This window comes from Paenibacillus sp. J31R120, assembly GCF_056269225.1.
Genome location: NZ_JBWDNN010000001.1, coordinates 332,327 through 345,339, shown reverse-complemented (window position 1 = coordinate 345,339; position 13,013 = coordinate 332,327). Strand labels below are relative to the sequence as shown.

The following is a 13,013-nucleotide window of genomic DNA, read 5'->3' as shown; positions in this document are numbered from 1 at the left end:
AATTCCGCACATCCGAAGCGAGCCATTCACATCCATGCGATACCCCAATCGGCTGCATAGGCTAACGACTTCCTTTAGTAGCTAGCCATGTAGTTGTCCTGGTACCTAGTCCCCTGAGTAGAAACAGACAGGACTTCATAAACGCAAACAACCCGTCCCTTCTATTCAATAGAAGAAACAGGTTGTACTTTGTGCTGCTATCAGACTGTTTTGGAAGCCGCATGCCTCTCCCCGCCAAGCTCTGCCGCAGCTTTGCGATACCAGGCATAGTCCCATTTGCGATTCAAAAAATAATTGCTGTCGATCAGGACAGGGATGACCTCTGCCCCTTTGTATAACGTCCGATCCCCTACCTTCTCCACCCGAAAATGATAATGAAACCGGATCAGCCGGTACAGCAGCGGGTCCAGCAAAGCGATAGCGAACAGCTTCTGGCGCGTCTCCGCATAGTCGAACAAATTGTACATGAGCAGATCCAGTGCCGAGCTGGATCTGAATTCTCTCGCAATCGCGAATTTGTCGATCACAAATACTTGCCGGTGATGACGCTGGATACGATCAATTCCGCTGAAATCAAATACGCGGTGCAGCTCGTCCGATCCCTGCGGATCATACGGCGCGAACTCCGCCGTACCTGCCGGCTTGCCGTCCACATAGAGCAAATACGCGTCCCCTACCGCCTTCTCATGCTCAAATCCTTTTTCATCCCACACTTCCATCCACAAATTGTCGAACTGTCTCCGCTCACTCTCATTTTCTACACGTATGATCAATATCTCCCACCCTCGCTACTCTAGTAAGTGTTCTTAATAGAGAATTATAGCGCTTTTTCTCGTAAAATGCCAACTATTCTATCTTTTTCAACAAATTGTGAAGGATTCATGAATTTCGGCTTCGGCTTTACAGATGTTTCACGCCTCGCAAATGCCCCCATAACATTCGTGGATTACATTGGATACGGGTGAACACCCCCTATAGGCAAGGGTACGAGATGGAGAGAAAACCCTTTTATGAATCGACAATGAATGCGTTCCGCAGATGCGCGATGCTTCCTGAACCGATGCGTAAAAGGGTTTTTTGCCGTGCTCAAATCTCTGCCAACCCAATGGAGAGGATGAGGAATTCATGAGACGAGCTTCAAAGCTGCTGTCCGCCATCATTTGTGTAACTTTGTTATGCGGATTGCTGCCGCCTATGCAGGCGATAAGAGCGGAGGGCTACCCGATGTCTGATCATCTGGTATCGGATACAGAAGGCAGCCTGGATGGCACGCTGGAGGAAGGGACACAGCAGGAGACAGAACAGCCTGCCGAAGAAGGCGGCGATTCCGACCCGGCAGAGACGGAGGCTCCGGCGGAGGAAGAGGGAACTGACGGTTCGGAGGAATCCGGCGAGCCGACAGAAGAGAATTCAGAGGAAGCTGCTGCACTTGCGGCTGCAACGCAGCTGGAACGCCAAGCCCTATCCGTTCCAAAAACCGATTACGCGCCTGTAATCGACGGCAAGCTTGACGACATGAATTGGAGTCTGGACCAGCCGATTGAGCGGCTGCCTGGCGGCGTGCTGCCGGCGGATGCGCCCGTTGCTCCGCTTGCGAGCTTCGGCGCCCTCTGGGATCAGCAATACTTATATGTAGGCGTGCGCATCGAAGACGATACGCCGCTTGCGCAGCAGTCCGGCTACTGGTTCGATCAGGACAGTGTCAGCCTGTTCGTCGATCCGACACTGCACCGCTCCTCCCCGTTCGCTGCTAGCGATATGCAAGCGGGTTTCATCTTCCGCGAGCAATCCGCGACACCGCAATTCAACTTCGGCGCTGCTCTCTCGAATCATGCGGGCAAGGATGACAAAGGCATCATGCGCGCCATAAGCAAGACGGACAGCGGCTGGGAGCTGGAAGTCGCGATCAGCTGGGAGCTGCTGCAATTCGACCCGCAGCTCTCCCGAGAGCTGGGGCTGGAGATCAGCGTCATCGACCGATTCGGCGAGGACACCACGATGCAGCGTTCCGCTTATTGGAGCGCATACGAATCATCGTCCTTCTGGAACGATACGAGCGGTTATGGCACGCTGACGTTAAGCGATGACATTGCAGCCGGACCGGCCGATCCGATCTTGCTGCAAGAAAGCTTTGACAGCGTACCGGATGGAGAGCTCCCGGCAGGCTGGATCTCCGATGTGAATGCGGGCAGTCCCCCATTCGGCGTCAGCAACGGCAGGCTTGAGCTGAAGGGCAACGCTTCCGGCGCACAATCCCGAGTGACAGCTCCTGTACAATGGGACAATTACACGGTCGAAGCCGAGCTGCAATTCCATAGCGTGCTGAATGCGGCGAGATGGGCATCGCTCATCTTCCGCGGAACAACGGAAGGCAAGCAGCCTTACAACCAAATGGCGATCCGCCAGAACGGCAGCTATGAGGTCTCATACCGCAAGCCGGATAACGCCTGGTCCGTTATCGCTTCAGGCCTGTGGCAGCCGCTTGCGCTGAATGAAAGCTATACGATGAAGGTTCGCGTATTCGGCGACAACGTCAAGGAATATATCAAGCCTGCTGGCGCGGACGAATATGTCCTGCTCGTCGACCGGAGCTTCTCCCAGGATTTGCTGAAGCGAGGCAAGGTCGGCTTTCAGGTAGACCAGGCCCATGCATCCTTCGATAATCTGGTCGTCACGCGCCTTACAGCGGAGACCATCAGCTTGTCGCTGCCGCCGCAGCTTGAAGCATTGAGCGGGCCTGTGGCCTTCACCGCTGCTGTCGACTACTCGGACGGCATTAGCGAACCGGTGGAAGCCGCGAAGCTGAAGCTGTATTCCTCCGACGAGAGCGTTCTGAAGGTGGTCGGCGGACAGCTTTATCCTATTCGTGAAGGCGCAGCAACCCTTACAGCGATATATGCTAATGCGGAGGCCACCTATGAAGTAAGCGTAAGCGCGTCGCAGACTGGCGCGAAAGTAGTATCGATGAAGCATGAGCAAGGCTATGAGCTGGCAACGGTCGGCACACCTGCTGAGCTGGCGAACTGGTCCATCCAGGCAGAGCGCAGCGACTTCACATCCGGTACGGTACAAGGGACCGAGCTGGAATGGACGGTCGAAGGCGATGGAGTCGAAATCGCAGACGGGAAGCTGCTTGTGAAGAGCAGCGGTGTACACCGGGTAACCGGGTCCATCGATGGCGTCTCTATTACGCTGCTAGTCGTAGCGAAGAAGCAGGACGAAGCAAGCTACGTGCTCTATGAAAACAACTTCGATCAGCTTGCGGACGGATCGATGCCAGAGGGCTGGACCCGCAAGGAAGGCACGACAGCTTCCCGCGCAACGGTGAGAGACGGCGCATTCGAGCTTCATGCATCCGCAGCGCCCGACAATCCTTCGCGCGTAGTGCTCCCGGATTATCTGGGCCTATTCGGCGACTATAAGATCGAAGCCGATGTCACCCATCTAAGCGCGAATGATACGGCAAGATGGCACTCCATCATGTTCCGCATTCAGAATGGAGATTATCCGTACTATCAAATGGCCGTCCGTCAAGACGCCACTGCTGCGAACGGCGTGGAATTCGCCGAGCGGAATCCGGCGAACGGCTGGTCCATTTTGGACAAAGGCCCATTCAAAGAGCGGATCGACGCCAGCAAAATGTATCATTATACCGTCGTAGCAAAAGGAAATCGCGTGCAGGAATGGATTAACGATTCACTAATCGTCGATACCGATTCTGCCATAGCTTATGCGAAAGGCCCAATCGGACTTCAATCCAATGGAAGCGTCATGCGAGTCGATAATGTAAGAGTTACGCTCCAGCTGAAGGAATTGCCTCCCATGCCGGCTGACCGGTTCGCCAATGTACACGAGCCGGACACAAAAATCGTCATGGGGCCGACCATCGTAACAGAGCTGGCAAATTCAGAGGGGCTTGCTCTGTTGTCCGGTCCTGCAACTCCGGCGACCGTCATCCTTCATGTAGACGAGAAGCTGAATGTCGTGGCTCCATCTCATTTGAATACCGTTCTGTCGGATGTTCCGTCGATTATGGAGCAGATCGAGGGCAAGATCATCCCGGCCTTCTACGTCCATTCGGAAAAAGCGGCGGACGCAGTAGCTGCCTATGCCGAGGCAAACGGCCTGGAGGATGCGTTCATCATCTCTGATCATGGCGAGTGGATTGCCCGCGTGAGAGCTGCTGTCCCGATGCTGCGCGGTATTCTGGACTTCAGCTCGGTGGCCGTAACGAAGGATTCGCTGCTTGATATCCGCAGAGCAACGACCATCAGCGGCTCCAAGATCGCCATCTTGCCGCAAGCGGCAGCAACCAAAGAGCATATCGAATACTTGCAGCAGCGTACCATCGTCGTGTGGACGAAGGAGAAAGCCGCAAGCGCCGACCGCTCGCTTGCTATGCATGGGCTGATTGCGACCGGCACGAACGGCATTCTGACCGGAGCGCCGCAAGCCGCTTTTGACGCGCTTGCCGTCTACAACAACGCAACGACGCTAATCCGCAAGCCGTATATTATTGGCCATCGCGGCATGCCGTCGAAGTCGCCGGAGAATACCATCGAAAGCAATCTGATGGCATACGAGAGCGGCGCCGATTATATTGAAAACGATATGTATGTGACATCCGACGACCATCTGGTCATTATCCATGATTCCGTCTTGCAGAATACAACGAACGGAACCGGCAACGTAGAGAGCTTTACACTTGAGGAAATTAAGAAGCTGAACGCCAACAAGCCGTACCCGAACGGCTTCCCGGACGTCAAGGTGCCAACGCTGGATGAGCAGATCGAGCTGGCCAGAGAGAAAGGCATTATGGTATATGCCGAGATCAAGACGGCCAATCCAAGAGCGGTCGACGTCCTCGTGAAGGTGATCGAGGAACAGAACGCTGAAGACCTGATCAACGTCATGGCCTTCCACTCTTCGCAGCTGCGGCTATTCTCGGAGAAGCTCCCAGGCATGCCTGTAGGCTTGCTTGTCGGCAGCGGCACGGAGACCGACATCAACGTCGGCAAAGCGCTGCGCGATACGATTCGTACTACCCAGTCGCTAAATGCGACCTATAATGCAGGCTTTATCGGTATGGGGCCAGCCTATATGGAGGCGTCCAAGCATCGCGGCATCATTATCTCACCTTGGACCATCAACGGACTGGCAGACTACACCGATTTCTTCCTTCGTGGAGTTTTCGGCATTACGACCGATTACGCTTATTATTCCGCAGACTGGAACGTCGCTCTGAAAGCGAAGGAGCAAAGCTATTCCTTGAAGCGAAATGAAGAGCTAACGCTGACGGCACTGGCAGAGACTTATAATCGCACAAGCCATGAAGTTGTGCCGGAGATCGTATGGCTGCAAGGACAGGAGCTGTTCGATACGACAGGCAACACAATGAAGGCTCAAAAGTCTGGTACAGCCTCGCTGCTGCTCCGCTATACGACGCATCTGGACAGCGGAGAAGCGTATGATCTGTATACCGCACCTATTCGTATCACTGTTCAATCTTCCGGCAACGGCGGTGATGGCGGTGGACAGACGGGTGAAGAGACAGGTACAGACGGTTGCGAGGTTCTGCCTTCAGCAGGCGCTTCCGTGAACCTGACGGTTTCAGAAGCTGGAGCCGCTTGCGATCAAGCGGTGCGCGAAGCGCTTCAGTCCGCTGCAAGCGTACATGTTCAATTCAAAGGGGACACTTGGCAAGTAGCTGCAAACGCATGGACGGAGTCGTCCCGCTCGAAAAACGGCACATTATCGGTAAGCAACGAATGGGCCACTTACCGTATCCCGGCCGCCGTCTGGAATCCGCAGCTATGGGAATCCATCTCCGGCGCCAACCTCAACGAACTTCAAGTTCGCTTCACGATTAAGAAAGCAACGAATGACGAACAAGCGGCCGCGCTGAAAGCTGTGCAGCAAGCTGGCGGCAAGCTGCTGAGCGAGGTTATCTCCTTCGAGATCGAGCTTGTGGATCAGGCCGGTAAGGTCTGGCCTGTACCGCTCGGTACGGCATACGCGACCCGCGATATTATGTTCAAGCCGTCAGGTGACGCCAAGCATACAACCGCGCTGCAATTCATGCCAAGCACAGGCGAGCTGCAATTTGTCCCATCCCGCTTCACATTCGAGGGAGACAAGGCAACCGCCCATATGAAACGCAACGGCAACAGCATCTACCTGATCGCTTCATATGACAAGTCCTTCTCGGATGCTTACGGCCACTGGGCGCAGCAGGATATTGAGCTTGCAGCGAACAAAGGACTGATTAACGGCGTCAGCAGCGATCAGTTCCTGCCTGAACGCAGCATTACACGCGCAGAATTCGCATCCATGCTGGTACGGGCGCTTGGTCTTGCCGACAGCACAGCCGGCAGCTCGTTCACAGATGTACCGTCTGACCGCTGGTATGCGCGTGATGTTGCCGCAGCGGTGAAGGCCGGCGTGATTAAAGGCTACGGGGACAGAACCTTCCGTCCAGACCAACAGATCACAAGAGAAGATCAAGCTGCTATGCTGGTTCGCGCGCTAGCCTATGCCGGCGCTACTATCCCGGCAGTCGATCAAGCGGATCAGCTCCTGCAAGGGCAATTCAAGGACGCACACAACATTGTATGGGCGCATGAAGAGCTTGCCGCAGCTGTAAAGCTCGGTCTGTTGAAAGGCATGCAAGGCGACGTCCTTCAGGCTGACCGCCACTCGACAAGAGCACAATCCGCTGCTTTACTCATTCGATTCCTGACGATAGCAGCATTCATCTAATTCCTATTACGAAGGGGCAGCCCGACAGGTCGTTTATGACCTCTCGGACTGCCCCTTTCTTGATTAGAGATGGGCTTTTAGCTTCTTAATTTGCTCGGCATGCCGCTGCTCATGCATATACAAGAGCTCAATCCACTGATCAAGCGGCAAATCTCCGAAGCGAGGATGATTCACAGCGATCTCCTTTAGAATAGCTTCATCCTCAATCTTCACAAGCACCTCCAGCAATTGCTGTCTAGACCCGTCAAGCAGCTGAATGAGCTCCGTCACTTCAAAAGGTCCTTCATCCGGCTCGGCTATCTCCGGCGCCCTGTATTTCACAGCTTGATCCAGCACGACCTCAACAGCTTTTCGTCCGGCATGGGATATCGGCTTCCGCTTCAAACCGAATACAATGGCTTTGGTAAACAAGACTTCCGTCTTCCATAGATGATGACAAATCTGCCCGATGCTCCAGGCATCCTCTACTGCGAACCGATTGAATTCATTTTCGTTGAGGGAAGAGATTTCTTGCAATAAATACGCTCTGGCTGCACTTAGATCATGTTGATAGCGTTGGATCAGCTCCATATGAATGCCTCCCATGACAATGATCATCTCAAATCCTATTATATAACAAGGTATTAAGACTTGGTACTAAATATGACTTGTGATGAAGCCAGCAAATAATCGCTGACAAAAAAGGAGGTCCAGGGCGTACGCCCCGAACCTCCTTCCTATATCTCTGAACCGGTTTGTGAATGGAATATCTATTCCACGATGACACTCCGCTCATCCATCCTCACTTCTTCGGGCAGCTTCCGTGATGCGCCAGGCACTTCCCGAGGCTGAAGCTCCAGAAGCTCCGATGAATAGATGGAGATGCTAACAGCTCCCGCATTGGCATATGCGCGAATCAGGATCGGCTGGTCGTAGCGGTTCTCGAAGACAAAGTCCGGCCCATACCAGCTAACCGTCGCATCGCGTCCGGCGGGTACATAATGAACTCTTCGGCTGTGGGAATACCGCTCCACGATCGTCAGTCCCGCCCGGTCAACGGCGTTGAACAGCGTCGAGGAAATTTGGCAGATACCGCCTCCAATATCTTCATACATCTCGCCTCGGACAATGACCGGTGCGCGAAGATATCCCTTCTCCTTCGTCCTCATACCGACGGTCCCATTGAATGAAAACCGCTCGCCCGGAAAAACAACATGGTTATTGATCGCCATCGCTGCCAGCGCGATATTGGCAGAACGATTGCGATTGCGGCTATTGTAAAACGTCGTGTATTGCCCGATCTGCCTGACCTTAATGCCTGAGAGCACCTCGCTATCGACGCGGGGATAGATGCGGCGCAGCGGAACTTCCAGCCTAAGCGGCTCACCCTCCAGCATATAGCCGTAGAACAATCGCTTGAACGCATTGCGCTCCAGCTTGAGCCCCGGCTTCTCCGGCACGATACGCCCCGCTCCATCCAATGTCGCATTTACCGGGTCGCGCTCCACCTTGGCTGCAATGGTATCCATCAGCTTGTTCAGCCGCTCCTCGTTCACAAGCGGTCCTACCGGCAGCGGATACGAATAATCGGACATGAACACATCGTCCTTCACAACTTCCCCACGAGATTCGATGGTCAGATTCGGATATACCCATTGATGCAGCGCGATCAGAACGGCAAGCAGCCCATTCCATCCCATATTCGTCCAACTCCCGATTCTATAAGGTAACCGGATTAGTATGCGATAGTTGCAGCCGCTCCATTCTTCGCGATGTGCTTTTTTTGCACACACAACTAAAGGGCATCCTCTTCCGCATCAAAGCGGTTCGGGATGCCCTTGGCCCTTATCGTTACCTCTTATCAATCTGTAATAACGTCACATGTTTCGTCACATACGTGTCCTTCAGCTGGTCCTCCGTAATCACCTTCAGCTTAAGCAGGCTGGCAATCCGAGATAAGTCGGGCTTGGATAGTAGCCGCCACAATTGCAGATCGGGAAGCGCCTCCGATAGACGCGTATCATCATATTCCTTCCGCTCCTGCTTCACCAGCTTTACCTGGAAGTTGCCGACTGTCGTTTCGGTTACGCCTTGCTCTTCGTAGTACGCCAATATTTCATTGCGCAGCTCCTGAAGCTCTTGCTCAATCTCCTTTTGCTTGCTCTTAAGCTGAAAATAACGGCCCACTTGACGATTCACCCTGATCACGCTCCTCTAACGCCATTTATATGCGCCAGGAGATGCATCTAGCATCAAGACGTTATCGTGTATCCGTCTGCGTCTTCCCGCTTGCCGGAATCGCGCTCGCGCTTGGGCTGACGAGCTCATTTTGAGAAACGGCATCGTTCTCTTTAAGCGCGAGCTTCGCATTGGTCAGCTTGTTGTTCTCTATCGTATAGGCAGGCGCACCTGTGCCCGCATAGGATGTGGAGATGCCGATCACCGGAATATTGGTGATGATCTCGTTCCCGCGAATAACGGCAGCCAAGATATCATGTCTGTCATTCCGCTTCCAATAATCATTCAGCTTAATGATTTCAATCTTCTCTGATGTCAGCGCGTTGCCCGTAATCACATTATTTTCGATCAACACATTTTTGGCCGACTGCACGCTGATCGCTTGCGTATTGCCCAGCAAGTTGAAGGTGGAGTTCTTTACCGTCAGATCCAGCTTCGCATGATCGGCAGAGATGCCGGTCCAGGCTGATTTGCTCAGATTGAAGGTGCACTGATCGAACACATACTTCCCGGCAAGACTGACTCCGATTGCGCCATGACTCGCTCCCTCCGCTCCCGAAAACTCGCAATTGTTATAAGTCGCAGGAGGCAGTGATACACCATAGGTGGAATTGAAGCCGCGCACCTTCAAATTGTTAATGACGCTTCCTGGCTCAATGCCTCCGGTCACGGTCCGAAGCGCGGACTCACCCGTAATCGTAATATTGTCGAGCCGCAGCTTTTTGCCCCACAAAGCGAGTCCGGACTCCAGCTTCTTATCTTTGCTTGTAATGGAGACATTCGAAACTTTAATGCCGAATGCGTCTTTTGAGGAAAGCGACAGCACGGAATCCGTCATCGTCATCCCGTCAATCGTCACATTCGTGCCGATAAAGGAAGCAAGCGCCCGGTCCACCCGGTTGCCGATAAACGTAGCGTTATGATAAGCCAATATGCGCGCCCCGTCGAAATGATTATTTTGAATAACGGCGCCTTCGAACGGTTCCGATATGGCAAGTCCAATGACGCCTTTGGACCGTAACCGATTGCCCTCCACCAGCGCTCCCGCGCCGTCGTACAGAATCAGATCGTAGGAAGCATTGCTGTGAAAGTCGTTGTCTTTGATATAAATATTGCTGTTGAAGTGCCCGTTATAATGGTAACCGCCCTCCACATCGATACCGGATTGAGGCAGCGTCCCCTTCATATGATGCAGCTCGTTGTTTTGGATGAGAACCCGGTCGGCGCCGCCTACCGTAATTCCTTGCCTCCGGTTATAAGCAAACTCTGAGTTTTTCACTACGATATCGGAGCTGACGGTGCGGCTCCACAGCTCAATGTAAGCATCTTTGCTATCGGCTTTTTGGAAAATAAGATGAACGCTCGCGGCTTTGTCCGGAATAGGGATCGTCTCCCGAACCTTCTTGCCCTTCACCAGCTCCACGAATTTGCCGGACTTGTCCAAAAACACCAGGTCGAACGTGCCAGGCAGCTTAATATTGTTCGTAATCTCAAACTTCTTTTGCGATTGGAGCAGCGAGTGGCTAAGGCTGATCGGCTGCTTGGTTCTAATCTTTTGCTTATTCGCAACAGCCTTTCCCTTGTCATTAAATTCTCCTGATACGAAGCTGGCTGCGTATAAGTCCATAATAAGCTTGCCATGTCCGCCGATCATCAGGCCATCACCTGTAAATTCCGTCGCCTTCACCCCGTCGATGGTAACGGCGTTCGCGCCTTCTATCGTAATACCATAGCCGCTCTCATGCGTGCCGGCAGAATGCACGCTGTCCTTCTTCTTATAATTATGCGTCTCCTTGTCTCCTTTGTAGCTGCCGCCTCTCAGCACGACATTTTCGACGCCGACTCCGATATAGAACGTATGGTAAAATTCCTTTTCATTCGTCTCTTTCTGAATGACGACATCGTTCGGAAGATCGAGGATCAGGTTGCTCACCATGTTAATATAACTGTTTTTGTCTATGAGATAAGTGCCCTTTGGCAGAGTGACCGCGTGTATTTTATTTTTGTTCGCCCATTGCAGCGCTTTGTTAATGCCTTTCGTCGTCTCGATAGGCTTCGTCCCGTCGTTGTGGATGCCCCACTTCTTCAAATCAATCACTTGCGGCGTCAGCTTCTCATCGGCAAGCGCGGCTCCCTTCGGCAGCTCGCCCTGCACGACCGCGTGGTTAGCCTTGCTCGAATCACTCGACACAGCTGCTGCAAGCAAATGAGCATTAGACGCAAGTCCACGTGTGAACCACGCACCCGCTCCAGCCTGAGTCCATAGCGAAACCTGTATCGCAATGAGCACGCTCCAAACTATCCATTTCATTGTAATCCTCCCAGCTTGACGGTATATTTTATCAGAATAGACATAACCGTCCACATTAACTATAGCAGGATCATCGTTCTTGATAAAGAACATATAGACCTAATTTTATGGGAGACTGCTCATAAAAGATTACCGATTCCTTTATGACCTTCCCTTGTTATCCTTCTCGTTGCCTCGTTTGAAGTTCCCCGTAACCTTAGCCATGATGAGCTGAGCTTCTTTATGTTCTTTGCCCTCGATCGCTTTCAAAAACTTCTCGCTCGCCTTGCCGGACAGAATCGTGACCTGTCTCCCTTGCCAGTCAATAAATACCTTATTGTCTTTGCTCGTTTTGAATGTGAACACTTCTTCGCTAAGTCTATCTCGTTTGTCGATGTTGCCCATTTGAACGCCGCCATTCTTATTTGTTGAAAAACATAGTTAATATGCCGAGTGCCCGGATTTCGGTTTTCTCGCCGTCTTCGAAGGTGATATTGCGCCTATACTCCGTATAAAACCCCGTATTTGTCGTCTTCCCAGATTTGTGCGTAATGATTTTCTCCGTGTTGTCTATGACTTGTTTACAGTTTCTCATGTTACCATCATAAGTGCAGTAAATCCCGTGCTCCCTCTCCAGCCAACTCGTAAACCTGGGATCTGCATTACCAGGGTTCGTAATCCCTAATATAATGAATGCGACCATAATAACGCCAAAGGTTAATTTCACTTTTCTGTTCATTTTTCCTCCGCTCCATGGTAGTAAAGACGGATCAATGCTCAAACCATCTTTTCATTTGTTCTCTTACCGCATCTGCTATCTTATTGTCTCTCTTGCCAATCCATCTGTATAGAGGTCCATCTATAAAGTCATGAAGGTGTTCTACTGATTTATCAAGACTTGCTACAAGCTCTTTATACTGATATTCAATTGACGAATAACCCTTGCTTACGCATGCCTCCGGATCATCTGGCCAAACCAACGCATTATCCCCTTCATACGTGATACCTGGGAATGGATCATGTCCCAGCCATGGACTTTGTTTATTTGTAATCGAATGTACAATATCCGAAATCTTTTCCAAGCCACAACAACAGCTTGGCAGAATAAAACTCTGCTCATCTTGAAAAAAAGCAATTCCGCCAGAAAGAGCAACTTCCTCTTGCTTTAATAATTCATTGAACGACTTCTGGAATGACTGATTAACAGGGATATGATTGAAACCAAATAAAAGGATGAGAAATAACGCAACATCATGATCATTGGATTCTGAGGATAAACAAATAAACTCTCTTCGTATGACTTCGCTGGTCATCCATTCAGGTTGATCATAGTAAGGGTCCATAACTACTGGTTTTGTGTATGGCATTTATCCATTCTCCTTCTAATGCCCATCACTTGTTAAAAAACATATTCAAAATCCCGACAGCATGGATATTGACGGATTCTCCGTCCAGGTTCCTGTAATGGTCCTTGTAAATGGTATAGAGTCCGGCATTTTTGATCGATCTTGATCGCCAGTCCAGTTCTTCTTCCGATTCTGCAGCTTGTACACAAATAACGAGATGAATGGGGTCGTGAGTACAGAAGATGCCATGTTCTTTCTCCAGCCAGGCCATATACTTCGTGTCGCCACTAGAATCAGGGTTTGTCAACATAAGCACAATGGTCGCTGCTACAATAACCCCTAATCCAATTATCACTTTCCTGCCCAGCTTCCCTCCATGATTCGGCATGTCTATCCCCTCC

Annotated in this window: 10 protein-coding genes; 1 reads left to right on the top strand and 9 read right to left on the bottom strand. The window is 51.7% G+C overall.

The window, feature by feature from the left end:
* Positions 1–200: 200 nt before the first annotated feature.
* Positions 201–773, bottom strand: coding sequence for a hypothetical protein (locus AC0YNW_RS01520; protein ID WP_475830488.1), 573 nt, complete (start codon positions 771–773; stop codon positions 201–203).
* Positions 774–1,125: 352 nt separating this feature from the next.
* Between AC0YNW_RS01520 and AC0YNW_RS01515 the strand changes: the two genes are divergently transcribed.
* Positions 1,126–6,759, top strand: coding sequence for a glycerophosphodiester phosphodiesterase family protein (locus AC0YNW_RS01515; protein ID WP_475830487.1), 5,634 nt, complete (start codon positions 1,126–1,128; stop codon positions 6,757–6,759).
* Between the two features lie 63 nt (positions 6,760–6,822).
* On the opposite strand, the gene AC0YNW_RS01510 is transcribed toward AC0YNW_RS01515, so the two are convergent.
* From AC0YNW_RS01510 to AC0YNW_RS01475, 8 genes are all read right to left on the bottom strand, one after another.
* The gene (locus tag AC0YNW_RS01510) at positions 6,823–7,329 is read right to left on the bottom strand and encodes a DinB family protein (RefSeq protein WP_475830486.1); all 507 of its coding nucleotides are present in this window, start codon (positions 7,327–7,329) and stop codon (positions 6,823–6,825) included.
* 179 nt (positions 7,330–7,508) lie between these two features.
* Positions 7,509–8,438 (bottom strand): VanW family protein, encoded by a 930-nt coding sequence (locus AC0YNW_RS01505; RefSeq protein WP_475830485.1) that lies wholly within the window; start codon positions 8,436–8,438, stop codon positions 7,509–7,511.
* 151 nt (positions 8,439–8,589) lie between these two features.
* The gene (locus tag AC0YNW_RS01500) at positions 8,590–8,943 is read right to left on the bottom strand and encodes a hypothetical protein (RefSeq protein ID WP_387472868.1); all 354 of its coding nucleotides are present in this window, start codon (positions 8,941–8,943) and stop codon (positions 8,590–8,592) included.
* Positions 8,944–8,998: 55 nt separating this feature from the next.
* Positions 8,999–11,287: a right-handed parallel beta-helix repeat-containing protein gene (locus AC0YNW_RS01495; protein ID WP_475830484.1), complete on the bottom strand. Its 2,289-nt coding sequence runs from the start codon at positions 11,285–11,287 to the stop codon at positions 8,999–9,001.
* 141 nt (positions 11,288–11,428) lie between these two features.
* Complete coding sequence (locus AC0YNW_RS01490; RefSeq protein WP_475830483.1) at positions 11,429–11,671, bottom strand: hypothetical protein; 243 nt, start codon at positions 11,669–11,671, stop codon at positions 11,429–11,431.
* 16 nt (positions 11,672–11,687) lie between these two features.
* Entirely contained in the window at positions 11,688–12,005 is a 318-nt protein-coding gene (locus AC0YNW_RS01485; protein ID WP_475830482.1) for a hypothetical protein, read from the bottom strand.
* 31 nt (positions 12,006–12,036) lie between these two features.
* A complete protein-coding gene (locus AC0YNW_RS01480; RefSeq protein ID WP_475830481.1) occupies positions 12,037–12,633 on the bottom strand; it encodes a hypothetical protein in 597 nt (198 codons plus the stop codon).
* Positions 12,634–12,658: 25 nt separating this feature from the next.
* Positions 12,659–13,000: a hypothetical protein gene (locus AC0YNW_RS01475; protein ID WP_475830480.1), complete on the bottom strand. Its 342-nt coding sequence runs from the start codon at positions 12,998–13,000 to the stop codon at positions 12,659–12,661.
* Between the last annotated feature and the right edge of the window lie 13 nt (positions 13,001–13,013).